Raw genomic sequence first — 14,619 nt, 5'->3', positions numbered from 1 at the left:
TTCAGCCAGCAACGAGGGAATCACTGTGACCAGGCAACAGTTCAGCGAGAGTGAAATCCAAGCGGCGTGGGTCGGCGAGGCACCGAAACACAGCACCACCATCACCCTCGCCGAGTACGACCCGGAGTGGCCGCGGCTCTACGAACGCGAGGCGGCGCGGATTCGCGCCGCGCTCGGGGACCGCGTGCTGGTGCTCGAACATGTCGGGTCCACTTCGGTGCCCGGGCTCGCCGCCAAACCGATCGTCGACATTCTGCTCGAAGTACCCGATTCGGACGACGAAGACGCGTACGTCCCCGCCCTCGAAGCGGCGGGCTACCGGCTGGTGATCCGCGAGCCGGACTGGGAGAAACACCGCCTGTTCAAGGGCCCGGACACGAACATCAACCTGCACGTCCATTCGCCCGGCAACGGCCAGACCGAGCGCTACCGGCTGTTCCGCGACCGGCTGCGCGGCCATCCGGAGGAACTGGCGCTGTACCTGGCGAAGAAACGCGAACTCGCCGCGCAGGTCTGGGAGTACGTGCAGAACTACGCTGACGCGAAGAACGAGGTGATCGACGAGATCATCGAGCGGGCGCGCAACGCCTGAACCGCACCATTGCTGCGAAGTCGTTAGGCCGTGGCTGTGGCCGGATCGGCAACGATCGGCAGAGTACGGTGGGCGGCATGAAGATCGCGATCCTCGACGACTACCAGAACGTGGCCCTCCAGTGCGCGGACTGGGGCTCGCTCGGAGCGGAGATCGAGGTGTTCGGCGAGCCGTTCGCCGGGCCGGACGAGGTCGTGACGCGGCTGGCCGGGTTCGACGTCGTGGTNGTCGTGGTCGCGATGCGCGAGCGCACGCCGTTCCCGGCCGCGGTGTTCGACCGGCTGCCGGAGTTGAAACTGCTGGTCAGCACCGGCCGGCGGAACGCGGCGATCGATCTGGAGGCGGCGAAGCGCCGCGGCGTGGTGGTGTCCGCGACCGGCGCTCTCGCCGCGCCGACGGTCGAACACGCGTGGGCGCTCATCCTGGCCGGTGCGCGCAATCTGCCGCTGGAGTTCCGTTCGATGCGCGAGGGCGGCTGGCAGNGGCTGGCAGGTCGGTCTCGGGATGGCGTTGCGGGACAAGACGCTCGGCCTGCTCGGGCTCGGCAGGCTGGGGGCCGAGGTCGCCCGGATCGGCCAGGCGTTCGGGATGAAACCGATTGCGTGGAGCCAGCATCTCACTCCGGGGCGGGCGGCCGAGCACGGCGTCACGGCAGTGTCCAAAGAGGACTTGTTCGCGCGCTCCGATGTGCTGTCGGTCCACTTGGTCCTGTCCGGGCGCACTCGCGGATTGGTCGGTGCGGCCGAATTCGCCGCGATGAAGCCGAGTGCGCTCCTGGTGAACACTTCGCGCGGGCCGATTGTCGACGAATCGGCACTGGTGGAGGCGTTGCGCGGCAAGAAGATCGCGGCGGCCGCACTGGACGTCTACGACGTGGAGCCGCTGCCCGCGCAGCATCCGCTGCGGACGCTGGACAACGCGATCCTGACGCCGCACATCGGTTACGTGAGCCGGGAAACGTACGAGATTTTCTACGGCGGCGCGGTCGAGGACATTGCCGCGTTCCAAGCGGGCGAGCCGATCAACGTGCTGAACGGCTAGGGGAACGGCCGGACCTCCGGCGGGTAAACCGTCCCGTCCGGAGGCACGGTCAGCTCCGCGAAATAGCGTGCCATCGCCGCGGCAGCGGCCGTACTGGGCACGTCGAGCGTCGTGTGTCCGGCGCCGTCCACCACGACCACGTGGCCGTCTCCGAGTTCCCGCGCGGTGGCCTGGGCGTTGGCGAGCGGGGTGACCGGGTCGTTCCGGTTGGCCAGGATCAGGATCGGATGCGGCCGGGGCCGGTTCCACGGACCGAGATACCGGTCCGCGTCCCGCGCGGGCCAGCCGACGCACTGCGCCATGGAAAACACTGGCGCGATCCCGAAATACGGCTGCCGATTCGCCTCCGCGACCGCGAGTCCGGCGTATGCGGCGGGGTCCCGCGGGAGTTCGCTGTCCAGGCACTGCACCGCCAGGAATCCGGGCGAATGCGTCGGCACTCGCGGATCCAGCACCGGCACGGGGGACACCGGCGACGGCGGCACGAGCCCGGCGAGCGTCTTCGCCAGCCGCGGCCACCGGGACGATTGATACAGCGCCCGATCGATCGTTTCCATCAGCGACGCCACCGTCATGCCGCCGACCGGGCCGTGCGTCAGCCGGGCGAACACCCCGGCGAATTTCTGTTTCAGATCGCCGCCGGCGAATGCGCATTTACCCGGCCCGGCCGCGTCGCAGGCAGCGAAGAAGGCTTCGAGTTCTTGCTGCTGGGCAGTCGCGACGTCGGCGCGCACGTCCACCGGTTTGTGCTGCTGACCCGGCTGTCCGGTGGAGTTCGCTACGAGGTCGAGCGTTCCGTCGAGGACCATCGCGCGCAGCTTGCCGGGGAACAGGTTCGCGTAGGTGCCGCCGAGATACGTGCCGTAGGAATAGCCATAGAAGTTCAGTTGCTTTTCGCCCAGTGCCTGCCGGAGCAAATCCATGTCCCGCGCGACATTCGCGGTCGACAGATGCGGCAACTCGGCGCCGCTGCCGGCCGCGCATGCCTTGCCGACGGCCGCGCTGGCGGTCCAGAACGCGGCGCTGTCCCGCAACGGCGAACCGGCGGCGGGCGGCGTTCCCGGGCACTGCACCGGGGCACTGCCGCCGATTCCGCGCGGATCGAAGCTCACCAGGTTGAACTTGGCCCGCAGCTCGTCCGGATACCGCGGGCCGAACCGCATCAGCTCGCCGACGCCGTCGGTGCCCGGCCCGCCGAAATTGATCACCAGCGACCCGACGCGGTGCGCGGGATCGGTGGCCGGCATGCGGATCACCGAGAGATTCAGCTTCGCGCCGCCGGGTTCGCGGTAGCTCAGCGGAACCGGTGCGGTCGCGCATTGGAAACCGCCGTGGCACGGTTTCCAGTCGAGCTTGGGCGCCGTGGCGCCGTTGGTGCCCAACGGAAGCGGCGCGACCGGCGCTGGCGATGCTTGCGGTGCCGGGGTTTGCGCAGCCGGTGCGGAACAACTCGCGACGAGCAGCAACGCGGCCAGCGCCAACCAGATTTTCACGCGGAGAGTTCCGCCAGCACGGCGTCGGTGAACGGCGGCCACACTTGCGCCGCCCACGGCCCGAACGAACGGTCGGCGAGCGCGACGCAGGCGAGCCCCGCTTCCGGGTCCACCCACAGGAAAGTGCCGGACTGCCCGAAGTGGCCGAACGTGCGCGGCGAGCTGTTCGCGCCCGTCCAATGCGGGCTCTTGTGGTCGCGCAGTTCGAAGCCGAGGCCCCAGTCGTTCGGCTTCTGATGCCCGAAGCCGGGCAGTACGCCGTTCAGGCCGGGGAACGCGATTTCCGTGGCCGCGTTCAGGGTTTCCGGCGCGAGCAGCTTGGGCGCCTGCAGTTCCGCGGCGAACCGGAGCAGGTCGTCCAATGTGGACACCGCGCCCGCGGCGGGGGAGCCCTCCAGCCGGGTCGCCGTCATGCCCAGCGGTTCGAAAAGCGCTTCCCGCTGGTACTCGGCGAACGCGATGCCGGAGTGCTCGGCCAGCGCGTCGGCGAGTTCCTCGAACCCGGCGTTGGAGTACAGCCTGCGCGTGCCCGGCTCGGCCATCGCCTTGTGCGCGTCGAAGGCGAGTCCGGAGGTGTGCGCGAGCAGATGCGCGACGGTGGAGCCTTCCGGCCCGGCGGGCGTGTCCAGTTCGACGACGCCCTCTTCGATCGCGATGTGCGCGGAGTAGGCGGTGAGCAGTTTGGTGACCGACGCGAGCCGGAACGGGCGGGCCGGGTCGCCGTGACGTCCGCGCACCTCGCCGGAAGCGGAGACCGCCCCGGCCGCGACGTTGTCCACTGGCCATTCGTCGATCAGGCGCAGACTCTCCATGCCCGCCAGCGTAATAGGGCCCGCCCGCGGGCTGTTCCGCAGTGCCCTGACGCGACGAACCGTGCGGGGCCCCGGAAGTCCCGGAACCCCGCACGGTTCGTGTTTCCCCGTGGAGCGGTATCGCTACTGAGCGTCGAGATCGATGGCGACCAGCTCGGCGACGGCCTCGACCGCCGCCTCGGCACCGTCGCCTTCGGCGCTGATGACGACCTCGTCGCCGTACGCGGCGGCGAGGGTCATCAGGTTGAGGACACTGCCGGCGGCCACCGGTTCGCCGCCGTCCTTGGCGATCTGCACAGCCACGGGCTGGGCCGCGGCCGCCTTGGCGACCAGAGCGGCCGGGCGGGCGTGCAGCCCCACCTTGCTGGCCACGGTGACGCGTTTCTCCGGCATGGTCTCCCTCTCTCGCGTTTTCTCGGGTGTTACTTCGCGGCCGTGCGCTCGAGGTCGCCCTCGATCGAGTCGTCCTCGCGGCCCGGCGTGCGCAGGTTGAACTTGGTGATCACGAAGCGGAACACCACGTAGTAGATCACGGCCAGGACGAGCCCGATCGGGATCAGCAGCCACGCCTTGTGCGCGGTGTCCAGCGACGAGTTCAGCGCGAAGTCGATCGCGCCGCCGGAGAACGAGAAGCCGAGGTGGATGCCCAGCGCGTTGCAGACCGCGAGCGAGATGCCGGTCATGATCGCGTGGAAGATGTACAGCGGCCACGCGACGAACATGAACGCGAACTCGATCGGCTCGGTGACGCCGGTGACGAAGGCGGTGAGCGCGGCCGAGATCATGATGCTGCCGACGAGCTTGCGCTGGCCGGGACGGGCGGTGTGCACGATCGCGAACGCCGCGGCCGGGAGGGCGAACATCATGATCGGGAAGAACCCGGTCATGAACGCGCCGGAGCCCTGGACGTGGCCGAAGAAGTTGTTCAGGTCGCCGCCGCCGAAGATGAACCACACCGGCACGTTCAGCAGCTGGTGCAGGCCGACCGGGATCAGCAGGCGGTTGAGCAGGCCGTAGACGCCGCCGCCGAGGACCGGCGAACCCATGACGGCCTTGCCCGCCGAGGTGATCGCCTCGTCCACGTACTTGAAGACGAGTCCGAAGAGGACGCCGAGCACGAGCATCGCGAGCGCGGTGATGATCGGCACGAACCGGCGGCCGCCGAAGAAGGCCAGCCAGGACGGCAGCTTGATCCGGTGGTAGCGCTGCCACAGCAGCGCCGCCACGATGCCGGACACGATGCCGGTCAGCACGCTGTAGGGCCAGTGGATGGGCGCGCTCTCCCAGGCCGGCTTGTAGCCTTGCTGGCTGCTGATCGGGGCGATCACCTGGATCACGTTGTTGAACACGACCCAGCCGATGACCGCGGCGACGGCGGTCGAGCCGTCGCCCTTGCGGGCGAACCCGACCGCGATGCCGATCGCGAAGATCAGCGGCAGCCAGTTGAAGATGCTGCCGCCCGCCGCGCCGATCACGTCGGCGGCTTTGCCCCAGTTGAGGCCGTCCTTGCCGAGGACGTCGGCCTGGCCGAGCCGGTTCAGCAGACCGGCCGCGGGCAGGGTCGCGATCGGCAGCATGAGGCTGCGGCCGAAGCGCTGCAGCCCCGCGAGGCCGCCGCCCTTCTTCTTCCCGCTGGCCCCAGCCGCGGTGGTGGCGCTCATCGGATACCTCCATTGTGGGGTTGGTCGCCGGAACCCGGGGTGTTCCGGTCCAGCTGCATGGTCACCTGGTAGTGGTCGCCCCGGTACCAGGACGTCATGTCCTCGACCGGTTCGCCGCCGGAGCTGGAAACCCGGCGGAACACCAGGAGCGGACTGCCGGTGCGCATGCCGAGCAAGCGCGCCGTTTCGCGGTCCGCGGATTCGGCCCACACCGTCTGGTACGCCTGGTCCGGCCGGAGCGAGAAAGCGTCGGCCAGCTGGGCGTACAGCGAACGGGTCAGGTCGAGGTCGAGCAGGCCGGGGGTCCGGCCCGCGTGGTACCAGCCGCGTTCCACGGCCAGCGGAACGCCGTCGGCGCGCCGCAGCCGCACGAGCCGGTGCGCGGGCACGCCCTCGGACAGGCCGAGCGCGTGCGCCGAGGTCACCGGCGGGACCTCGGTCGAGGTCGAGATCACTTCGGTGGTCGGGGTGAGCCCGCGCCGGCGCATGTCGTCGGTGAACGACATCAGGTACACCTGCAGTTCCATCCGCCGGGCGGCGGTGAAGGTGCCCTTGCCCCTGACCCGGGCCAGCAGTCCTTCCTCGACGAGCTTCCCGATCGCCGAGCGGACGGTGAGCCTCGAAACGCCGTAGTGCTGCGCGAGCTCTCGCTCGGACGGGATCGGCGAGCCAGGCGGGAGCTCGCGCTCCACCAGCCGGCGCAGGATCTCCCGCAGCTGGGCGTGCTTCGGGGTCGGCCCGTTGACCACGCGGTCGGCGGGGTCGGACGGCGGAATGTGCGCGGCCGCACTCATCTCGGTGTCCCCTCCCTCGCCTCTCGCGCACCGGGGCCGGTGCTCGCGTCCGGGCCGGAAGATTGGTACGTTCCGGTCTAGACCAATGATCTGATGGGGCAGGATGCTCCGCAGCGCGAGCAGGTGTCAACCACCGTTATCCGTTCGTGGCCGGGCTCGCTCGGCAACGTGGCAAACGGCGTAGTAATGGTGGCGGAGCGCACCTGTTCCGAGTGGAAAACCAACGGGATACGAGGAGGCCGCGATGGCGGATGACAGGCCGGAAAAGATTCTCGCGGCGCTCGGCGGCGCGGACAATCTGGTCGAGATCGAGGGCTGCATCACGCGGCTGCGGTGCGAGATCGAGGACATGTCCTTGGTGGACGAAGCCGCGCTGAAGTCGGCGGGCGCGATGGGCGTCGTGAAGATGGGCTCGGCGGTCCAGGTCATCGTCGGCCCGGAGGCGGACACCATCGCCAGCGACATCGAGGACTTGATGTGAGCCTGCCGATCCTGAGCCCGGTCGCGGGCGAGGTCGTCGCGATCGCCGAGGTGCCCGACCCGGTGTTCGCCGAGGCGATGGTGGGCCCGGGCATCGCGGTGCGGCCGTCCGGCGGCCGCGCCGACGCGGTCGCGCCGGTCGACGGGACCGTGGTGACGCTGCACCCGCACGCGTACGTCGTGGCCACCGAGGACGGCCGCGGGGTGCTCGTGCACCTCGGCATCGACACGGTCAAGGAAAAGGGCGAGGGGTTCACCCTGCACGTCGTCAAGGGCGAGAAGGTGCGGGCGGGCCAGCCGATCGTGGGCTGGGACCCGGAGGCGGTCGCCGCCAAGGGCTACTCGCCGATCGTCCCGGTCGTCGGGCTCGACGCGTCCGCCGACGTCCTCGGCGGCCTCGAAGGCGGCCGCACGGTCGCGGCCGGCGACGAGTTGTTCACCTGGAACGATTGAGCCGAACGCCCTTTGTGGACAGCGAATGTCCGCAAAGGGCGATTCCGGTCACGCTGTGACTACCTCGCCGTTCTCGATCTTCACGGCCACTTTGGACAGCGGCTGGCTCGCCGGCCCCTTCTTCACCTCGCCGGTCAGCGCGTCGAACACCGAACCGTGGCACGGGCAGCTCGCCTGGCCGTTCTCCGGCGGATTCACCGTGCAGCCCTGGTGCGTGCAGACAGCGCTGAAACAGGCGACCGTCCCCTTCGCCGGCTGTGCCACGAGCACTTCCTGCCCGTCCGGGGTTTTCGCGGATTTCGCTTGGCCCACCGGCACTTCCGCCAATGCGAGCACCTTCCCGCCCGGTTTCGGCGCGGCTTTTTCGGATCCGCCTCCGCAGGCGGCGAGAGCGACGGCGGTCCCCGCGACGGCCGCTCCGGAGGCGAGAACGAAGCGGCGGGAGTGAAGTTCGGCAGTCATGTCCAATGCAACGAACCGCGACCGTCCAGGGTGCCGGTGAACCGCCGCCGTCGCCCGTGCGTGTAGTCCGTATCCGGCTTTGCGCACAGAAGGAGACGCCCATGGTGACGACCTGGATGCGAGTGCTGGGCGCGGCGGGCCTGGCGGGCTCGGCGGCGATCCACTTCTCTCTGTACTGGGGCAGCGGCTACGCGGACATCCCCGTGGTCGGGCCGCTCTTCCTGGTGAACGGCGCAGCCGGAGCGGTGATCGCGATCGCCCTGCTCGCCTGGCGGCATTGGCTCCCGGCGTTTCTCACACTGGGTTTCGGCGGTGTGACGCTGCTGGCCTACCTGCTGTCGGTGACGGTGGGCTTCTACGGCGTGCACGACCAGTTCAACAGCCAGTACGAATACTGGGGCGTGATCACCGAAGCGGTCTGCGTGATCTGCGGCCTGGTGCTGCTGGTGCGGGCCCGGCAGGCTCAGAACGCGTAGCGGTGCACCTTCTCCGGGTGGATGACGACCCGGACCTGGGGGAGGTCTTGGAGGATTTTCGCGCCGGCTTCGCCTTCCGCAGTGCTGAGGTCCCAGTACCGTCCGGCGAGCCTGCGGGCGAGGTCGTGCCCGCCGTCGGTTTCGATCGTGACGCGTCCGGCGACGGACACCCAGCGCTCCGGTTCCCCGACCGGCGCCGCGACGACGATCGAGGCGCGCGGATCCTCGCGCAGCTGGCGGATCCTGGCCGAGTCCGGGGACGTGAACAGCTGGATCGTGCCCTCGTCGGTGGCCTCGAACCACACCGGCCGGGGCTGCGGCGGACGCGGTCCGGCGGCGACGGTCAGGAAGCCGTGCAGAGGACNCAGAGGACGGCGGAGGAACTCGAGATCGTGGTCGGTGAGGGTGCTCATGACTGCGATTCAACCGGGTTTTCCCGGACGATCCCATAGGCGATACGCCGGATTGCCTGTCCATTCGTCTAACCTCGGGCGGGTGGACGCGTTCAGCGATGTGATCCGCGGGGTCCGGGCGCACGGCTCGCTGTTCGGCTGCACGGCCCTGTCGGCGCCGTGGTCGCTGCGCTTCGTGGACAGCGCCCCGCTGACCTTGTGCACCCTGCTGAGCGGCGAGGGCTGGATCGTGCCGGAAGACCATCCGCCCGAGCTGCTGCGCGCCCGCGAGACCATCCTCGTCCGCGGCCCGTTCTCCTTCGTGGACCGCCTGGACACCACCGCCGTCCCCGTCGAATGCGGCGAGTTCTGCGCCACTCCCGACCAGGGCGGCGCCCAGCACCACCTGGGCTGGAACGACCCGTTCCACGGCGAAACCAACCTGATCGTCGGCGCGTACCCGGTGCGAAGCCGCGGCCGGATGTCCGCGCTGCTGGACGCGCTGCCGGTGGTGGTCCGGCCGCCGTCCTCGGACGCGGAGGACCCGGTGCTGGATCACCTGGCGGCCGAACTGGCCGTCGACGCGCCGGGCCAGCAGATCGTCCTGGACCGTCTTTTGGACTGGATGCTGGTCTGCCTGCTGCGCGACTGGTTCGACCGCCCGGGCGGCACCCCGCCGCCGTGGTGGGCGGCTCAGCGGGACCCGGTGGTCGGCGCTGCTCTCCGCCAGCTGCACGCGGATCCGGCAGCCCCGTGGACGGTCGTCGCGCTGGCCGCCCGGACCGGCGTTTCGCGGTCCACTTTGGCCAAACGCTTCGCGGGTCTGGTGGGGGAGCCGCCGATGACGTACCTGGCCCGATGGCGGATGACCCTTGCCGCGGACCTCCTGACCGAACAGCCGTCGATGCCGATCGCCGAGGTGGCCTGCGCGGTGGGGTACGCGGACGCGTTCGGGTTCAGCTCGGCGTTCAAACGCTTGCGCGGCGTCAACCCGACGGGATACCGGCGGGCTTTCCTTGCCGGGTCTTCGGCTTCTTCGCGCGGCTGATTCTGCCTCCGTCGGGTGAACCTTCCGGCGTGTCGCGCACGAGGGGTCCCCTCGCGCAGTGATTTGTTTGCCCTGGTCCAGGCGGTGGCGACAGGCTGGTCGCATGGTTCTGACAGCAGTGCTCGCAGCCGGGGCGGTGGTCCCCGTGCTGCTGGTGATGACGAAGAGAGCCGGCGCCCCGGTCTCCGCGGTGATCGGCATGACCACCGCCTTGGCGGCAGCCGCAGTGGCCGCGTGCCGTGCCGACGCGGGCGCGCTCCCGGCTTGGTGGCTGCCCGTGGCGTGGCTGGTTTCGGTGCTCGGNGGTGCTCGGCGCACCCCTCGCCTTGGCCGACGCCCGACACCGCCGCCTCCCGGACGTCCTCACCCTGCCCGCTTACCCCGCCGTCGCCCTGACTCTCACCCTCGCCGCCCTCAGCGGCGGAGGCTGGCGGTTGGGGGTTGGTGCTCTCCTGGGATGCCTGCTGTTCGGCGGGACGCACCTGATCGTCCACCGGTTGTCGCCGGGCGGCCTCGGCCCCGGTGACGTGAAACTGGCCGGATCTTTCGGCGCTGTCCTGGGCGCGGTCGGCGGGCTGGCTCCAGCGGCGGCGGCGGTTTTGGCGGCGCTGGTGAGCCTCGCGGCTGTCGTGCCGATGTGGCTGATGCGCCGGATCCGCCGGGCTGGCTCCCCTGCCCGGCCGCTCGCGCCGCCCTTATCCGTCACCCCGGCACCTCCGCCCGTCACCGATCCGACCGTCGCATCGTCGCTCCGCCCCGAAGCCGAAGGCGGACTCCACGAGCCCACACCGAGCCAATCCGACTCCCCGCCCCTGGCGGCCGATCTCGCCCAACCGTCTACGCCGACAGCCGCTTCGTCCACGCTGACTGACTCTTCTGCTGCCGCCCCCTCCGCTCCGCCCACTCCCGCTGTCGCTCTCGCTCCGCCCGCTCCCGTTCTCGCTCCGTCTGCTGCCGGTGCCGCGCCGCCCGCTCCTGCTCTCGCTCCGCCCGCTGTCGCTCTCGCGTCGCCCGCTGCCGGTGCCGCGCCGCCCGGCCCTGCTCTCGCTCCGCCCGGCGCCGCGCCGCCCGCTCCCGGTGCCGCACCGACCGACCCCGCTCTCGCACCGACCGACCCCGCTCTCGCACCGACCNCCGGCCCCGCTCCCCCGCCGACGCCCGCCTCGTCCGCATCGCCGACCGGCCCGAGCCGCGCCCGGATCCGCGCCGGACCCCTCCGCGTCCCCTACGGCCCAGGCTTGGTTCTGGCCACCTGGGCGTGCGCCGTCTTCCCAGCCGCTGGAACGGGCATCGTCTGAGGCCAGGGGCTCTGCCAGGCCTCCGGGCACGCCGTGACAGGATTGTCCGGTGCTGCGCTGGATCACCGCTGGAGAATCGCACGGACCCGCCCTCGCCGCTGTGCTCGAAGGGCTGCCCGCCGGGGTGGAGGTGACGACCTCGGACCTCTCCGCGCAGCTCGCGCGGCGCCGGCTCGGGTTCGGCCGCAGCCCCCGGATGGGCTTCGAGACCGACCAGGTCCAGTTTCTCGGCGGGGTCCGGCACGGGATCACCCAGGGCGGCCCGATCGCCGTCCAGATCGAGAACGCCGAGTGGCCCAAGTGGGAGAAGGTCATGGCGGCCGATCCGGTCGACGAGGCCGAGCTCGCCGGGCTCGCCCGCAACGAGCCGCTGACCCGGCCCCGTCCGGGGCACGCCGACCTGCCCGGCATGCAGAAGTACGGCTTCGACGAGGCCCGCCCCGTCCTGGAGCGCGCCAGCGCCCGCGAGACGGCCTCGCGGACCGCGCTCGGCACGGTCGCGCGGAATTTCCTGCGGCAGCTGCTCGGGGCCGAGGTGCTGAGCCACGTCGTCTCCATCGGCGGAGCCGACGCTCCCGACGGCCCGCTCCCGCGGCCGGGCGACCTCGCGGCGATCGACGAGAGCCCGGTGCGCGCGTTCTCGGCCGAGGGGACCGAGGCGATGGTCGCCGAGGTCGACGCGGTGCGGAAGGCAGGCGACACCGTCGGCGGCGTGATCGAGGTGATCGTCTACGGGCTGCCGCCGGGCCTCGGCTCGCACGTGCACTGGGACCGTCGTCTCGACGCGCGGCTCGCCGGCGCGCTCATGGGCGTGCAGGCGATGAAGGGCGTCGAGGTCGGCGACGGCTTCACCACCGCCCGTCGCTGGGGCAGCCAGGCGCACGACGAGATCGACCGCGGTGCCGGACCGGTCGGCGTCACGCGCCGGTCGAACCGCGCGGGCGGGCTTGAGGGCGGCATCACCAACGGTGAGCCGCTGCGGGTGCGCGTCGCGATGAAGCCGATCTCGACCGTGCCCAAGGCACTGTCCACAGTGGACGTCCGGACCGGCGAGCCCGCCGTGGCGATCCACCAGCGTTCCGACGTGTGCGCGGTGCCGCGCGCGGGTGTGGTGCTGGAGTCGGTCGTGGCGCTGGTCGTCGCGGACGCGGCGCTGGAGAAGTTCGGCGGCGACTCGCTGGCCGAGACCCGGCGCAACGCGCAGTCGTACCTGAAGGCGCTCGAGGAGCGCTGGTGAGCCCGCGCGCGGTCGTCATCGGACCGCCGGGCTCGGGCAAGAGCACGGTCGGCCCGCTGCTGGCCGCCGCGCTCGGCGTGTCCTTCCGCGACACGGACGACGACATCGTCGCCCGCGCCGGACGCGCCATCTCGGACATCTTCGCCGACGACGGCGAACCCGCGTTCCGCGCGATCGAAGAGGAAGCGGTCGCCATCGCCCTCGCCGAACACGACGGCGTCCTCTCCCTCGGCGGCGGTGCCCCGCTCACCCCCGGGACCCGCGCCCGGCTCCAGGACCACGCGGTGGTTTTCCTGAACGTCGGACTCGCCGCCGGCGTGCAGCGCACCGGGATGTCCAGCGCCCGCCCGCTGCTCGCCGGCATCAATCCCCGCGCCACCTTCAAAGCCCTGCTCGACCAGCGGCTGCCGGTGTACCGCGAGGTGGCGACCGTCGAGATCGAGACCGACAAGCGCACGCCCGAAGAGGTCGTCGCGGCCGCTGTCGCCGCCCTCGAACCCGATCGGGTCCGCGAACAGTGACCCGCCACCGGCCCGGACCCGGCCAGTTCGGCCCTGCCCCGCTGGCCGCGCCGAGCCGAGCGCGGTCCGCCGCGGCGGACCGGACCGGCTGCCCGGCTTCGCTGGTTCTGCCGGAGACCAGTCACCCCGTCCGCGAGCAGCCGATGCCGCTGAGCCACCACCCAGCCCAGGACCACCGGGTCCGGGAGCAGTGAGGAGAACCGTGTCCGCCACCCCGCCCGTCCGGATCCGGGTCGCCACCGCGCAGCCGTACGACGTGCTCGTGGGGCGCGGCCTGCTCGGCGAACTCACCGAGCAACTCGCCGACGCGTCGAAGGTCGCGCTGATCCACCCGCCGACGCTCACCGCCACCGCCGAAGCCGTTCGCGACGAACTGGCCGCGGCCGGGCTCGACGCGCACCGCGTCGAGATTCCCGACGCGGAGGACGGCAAAGCCTTCTCGGTCGCCAGCTTCTGCTGGGAGGTGCTCGGCCGGATCGGGCTGGACCGGCGCGGCGTGGTCGTCGCGCTCGGCGGCGGGGCGGTCACCGACCTCGCCGGGTTCGTCGCGGGCACCTGGATGCGCGGCGTCCGGCTGGTGAACGTGCCGACGACGCTGCTGGGCATGGTCGACGCGGCGGTCGGCGGGAAGACCGGCATCAACACCGAGGCGGGCAAGAACCTCGTCGGCGTCTTCCACGAGCCCTCGGCCGTCCTGGTCGACCTCGTGACGCTGGAATCGTTGCCGCGCAACGAACTCGTCGCCGGGATGGCCGAGATCGTCAAGACCGGTTTCATCGCCGACCCGCGCATCCTCGAACTGATCGAGGCCGGCCCGGAGCAAGCGCTCGACCCGGCGGGCGACGTCCTCGCCGAGCTCGTCCGCCGCTCGATCCAGGTGAAGGCCGACGTCGTCGCGGCCGACCTGCGCGAGTCCGACCTGCGCGAAATCCTCAACTACGGCCACACCCTCGGCCACGCCATCGAACGCCGCGAGCGCTACCGCTGGCGCCACGGCGCGGCGGTCAGCGTCGGCCTGGTGTTCGCGGCGGAACTGGCCCGGCTCGCCGGACGTCTCGACGACGCCACCGCCGACCGGCACGCCTCCGTGCTCAAGCTGATCGGCCTGCCCACCGCCTACGACCCGGACGCGCTGTCGCAGCTGCTGGAAACCATGAAGGGCGACAAGAAAACCCGCTCCGGCGTGCTGCGCTTCGTCGTTCTCGACGGGCTGGCCAAACCCGGCAGGCTGGAAGGCCCCGACCCGTCGCTGCTCGCCGCCGCCTACTCGGCGATCGCGGCCGAGGCCCCGGAAAACGGCGGGAGCGTGCTGCTGTGAAGGTCTACGTGTTCAACGGCCCCAACCTCGGCCGCCTTGGCAAACGCGAGCCGGACGTCTACGGCTCCACCACGCACGACGACCTCGCGCACCTGTGCGTCGCGACCGGCCAGGAACTGGGCCTCGACGTCGAGGTGCGCCAAACCGACCACGAGGGCGAACTGGTCGGCTGGCTGCACGAGGCCGCCGACGCGGGCACCCCGGTCGTGCTGAACGCCGGCGCGTGGACGCACTACTCGATCGCCGTCCGCGACGCCGCCGCCCAGCTCACCGCGCCGCTGATCGAGCTGCACCTCAGCAATGTGCACAAGCGGGAGGAATTCCGGCACCACAGCGTGCTTTCCGACATCGCGACCGGGGTGATCGCCGGTCTCGGCGTTGACGGTTACGGGCTCGCATTGCGCTGGATTGCCGCGCGCTCGTCCTGATCTCACGGACGCTGTGGCGGGGTGGTTNNNCGGCGGGCTTTCGGGTATCGCGACCGGGAAGCCGGTCTCGGCGTGGATGGTTACGGGCTCGCATTGTGCTGGATTGCCGCGCG

General features: G+C 71.0%; 16 protein-coding genes and 2 pseudogenes. 11 read left to right on the top strand and 7 right to left on the bottom strand.

Annotated features, from left to right (window positions below):
• Positions 1 to 25: 25 nt before the first annotated feature.
• Together A4R44_RS12205 and A4R44_RS12200 are read left to right on the top strand one after the other, a co-directional pair.
• Positions 26 to 589 (top strand): annotated as a pseudogene (locus A4R44_RS12205) (GrpB family protein); the annotation flags it as partial.
• Positions 590 to 669: 80 nt separating this feature from the next.
• A pseudogene (locus tag A4R44_RS12200) lies at positions 670 to 1,633 on the top strand (D-2-hydroxyacid dehydrogenase family protein).
• On the opposite strand, the gene A4R44_RS12195 reads toward A4R44_RS12200, so the two are convergent.
• From A4R44_RS12195 to A4R44_RS12175, 5 genes are all read right to left on the bottom strand, one after another.
• Positions 1,630 to 3,126, bottom strand: a complete 1,497-nt coding sequence (locus A4R44_RS12195) for an alpha/beta hydrolase (RefSeq protein WP_067579308.1) — start codon at positions 3,124 to 3,126, stop codon at positions 1,630 to 1,632. The pseudogene A4R44_RS12200 and the gene A4R44_RS12195 overlap by 4 nt on opposite strands.
• The gene (locus A4R44_RS12190; RefSeq protein ID WP_067579305.1) at positions 3,123 to 3,938 is read right to left on the bottom strand and encodes a serine hydrolase; all 816 of its coding nucleotides are present in this window, start codon (positions 3,936 to 3,938) and stop codon (positions 3,123 to 3,125) included. The genes A4R44_RS12195 and A4R44_RS12190 overlap by 4 nt, the downstream gene beginning before the upstream one ends.
• A gap of 123 nt (positions 3,939 to 4,061) precedes the next feature.
• Positions 4,062 to 4,331, bottom strand: a complete 270-nt coding sequence (locus A4R44_RS12185) for an HPr family phosphocarrier protein (protein ID WP_067579303.1) — start codon at positions 4,329 to 4,331, stop codon at positions 4,062 to 4,064.
• A 29-nt stretch (positions 4,332 to 4,360) separates the two neighbouring features.
• Positions 4,361 to 5,599, bottom strand: a complete 1,239-nt coding sequence (locus A4R44_RS12180) for a PTS transporter subunit EIIC (protein ID WP_067579301.1) — start codon at positions 5,597 to 5,599, stop codon at positions 4,361 to 4,363.
• Entirely contained in the window at positions 5,596 to 6,393 is a 798-nt protein-coding gene (locus A4R44_RS12175) for a GntR family transcriptional regulator (protein WP_067579299.1), read from the bottom strand. The genes A4R44_RS12180 and A4R44_RS12175 overlap by 4 nt, the downstream gene beginning before the upstream one ends.
• Before the next feature lie 244 nt (positions 6,394 to 6,637).
• On the opposite strand from A4R44_RS12175, the gene A4R44_RS12170 reads away from it, so the two are divergent.
• Together A4R44_RS12170 and A4R44_RS12165 are read left to right on the top strand one after the other, a co-directional pair.
• A complete protein-coding gene (locus A4R44_RS12170; RefSeq protein ID WP_037818963.1) occupies positions 6,638 to 6,874 on the top strand; it encodes a glucose PTS transporter subunit EIIB in 237 nt (78 codons plus the stop codon).
• Entirely contained in the window at positions 6,871 to 7,326 is a 456-nt protein-coding gene (locus A4R44_RS12165; RefSeq protein WP_067579297.1) for a PTS glucose transporter subunit IIA, read from the top strand. Before A4R44_RS12170 ends, A4R44_RS12165 begins: the two co-directional genes overlap by 4 nt.
• 48 nt (positions 7,327 to 7,374) lie before the next feature.
• Here the strand turns inward: A4R44_RS12165 and A4R44_RS12160 are convergent, their stop codons facing one another.
• Complete coding sequence (locus A4R44_RS12160) at positions 7,375 to 7,788, bottom strand: Rieske (2Fe-2S) protein (protein WP_067579295.1); 414 nt, start codon at positions 7,786 to 7,788, stop codon at positions 7,375 to 7,377.
• A gap of 101 nt (positions 7,789 to 7,889) precedes the next feature.
• On the opposite strand from A4R44_RS12160, the gene A4R44_RS12155 reads away from it, so the two are divergent.
• Positions 7,890 to 8,264 carry a hypothetical protein gene (locus A4R44_RS12155; protein ID WP_067579293.1) on the top strand — a complete coding sequence of 125 codons (375 nt, stop codon included), beginning with the start codon at positions 7,890 to 7,892 and terminating at the stop codon, positions 8,262 to 8,264.
• Here A4R44_RS12155 and A4R44_RS12150 read toward each other — a convergent pair.
• A complete protein-coding gene (locus A4R44_RS12150) occupies positions 8,252 to 8,677 on the bottom strand; it encodes a pyridoxamine 5'-phosphate oxidase family protein (RefSeq protein ID WP_067579291.1) in 426 nt (141 codons plus the stop codon). The genes A4R44_RS12155 and A4R44_RS12150 overlap by 13 nt on opposite strands.
• Positions 8,678 to 8,759: 82 nt before the next feature.
• On the opposite strand from A4R44_RS12150, the gene A4R44_RS12145 reads away from it, so the two are divergent.
• The 6 genes from A4R44_RS12145 (at position 8,760) to aroQ (ending at position 14,506) form a co-directional block, all read left to right on the top strand.
• Positions 8,760 to 9,704, top strand: coding sequence for an AraC family transcriptional regulator (locus A4R44_RS12145; protein ID WP_067579289.1), 945 nt, complete (start codon positions 8,760 to 8,762; stop codon positions 9,702 to 9,704).
• Between the two features lie 239 nt (positions 9,705 to 9,943).
• Positions 9,944 to 11,002, top strand: a complete 1,059-nt coding sequence (locus A4R44_RS45505) for an A24 family peptidase (RefSeq protein WP_198545257.1) — start codon at positions 9,944 to 9,946, stop codon at positions 11,000 to 11,002.
• 49 nt (positions 11,003 to 11,051) lie between these two features.
• Positions 11,052 to 12,239 (top strand): chorismate synthase, encoded by a 1,188-nt coding sequence (gene aroC, locus A4R44_RS12140; protein WP_067579287.1) that lies wholly within the window; start codon positions 11,052 to 11,054, stop codon positions 12,237 to 12,239.
• Positions 12,236 to 12,760 carry a shikimate kinase gene (locus tag A4R44_RS12135; protein ID WP_198545256.1) on the top strand — a complete coding sequence of 175 codons (525 nt, stop codon included), beginning with the start codon at positions 12,236 to 12,238 and terminating at the stop codon, positions 12,758 to 12,760. Before aroC ends, A4R44_RS12135 begins: the two co-directional genes overlap by 4 nt.
• A 202-nt stretch (positions 12,761 to 12,962) precedes the next feature.
• Entirely contained in the window at positions 12,963 to 14,078 is a 1,116-nt protein-coding gene (gene aroB, locus A4R44_RS12130) for a 3-dehydroquinate synthase (RefSeq protein ID WP_067579285.1), read from the top strand.
• A complete protein-coding gene (gene aroQ / locus A4R44_RS12125) occupies positions 14,075 to 14,506 on the top strand; it encodes a type II 3-dehydroquinate dehydratase (RefSeq protein WP_067579283.1) in 432 nt (143 codons plus the stop codon). Before aroB ends, aroQ begins: the two co-directional genes overlap by 4 nt.
• Positions 14,507 to 14,619: the final 113 nt, after the last annotated feature.

Origin of the sequence: Amycolatopsis sp. M39 (genome assembly GCF_001651785.1) — a bacterium.
Taxonomy (GTDB): Bacteria; Actinomycetota; Actinomycetes; order Mycobacteriales; family Pseudonocardiaceae; genus Amycolatopsis; species Amycolatopsis rubida.
Note: the sequence above shows the minus strand (reverse complement) of the source record. Positions and strands in the feature narration are given on the sequence as shown.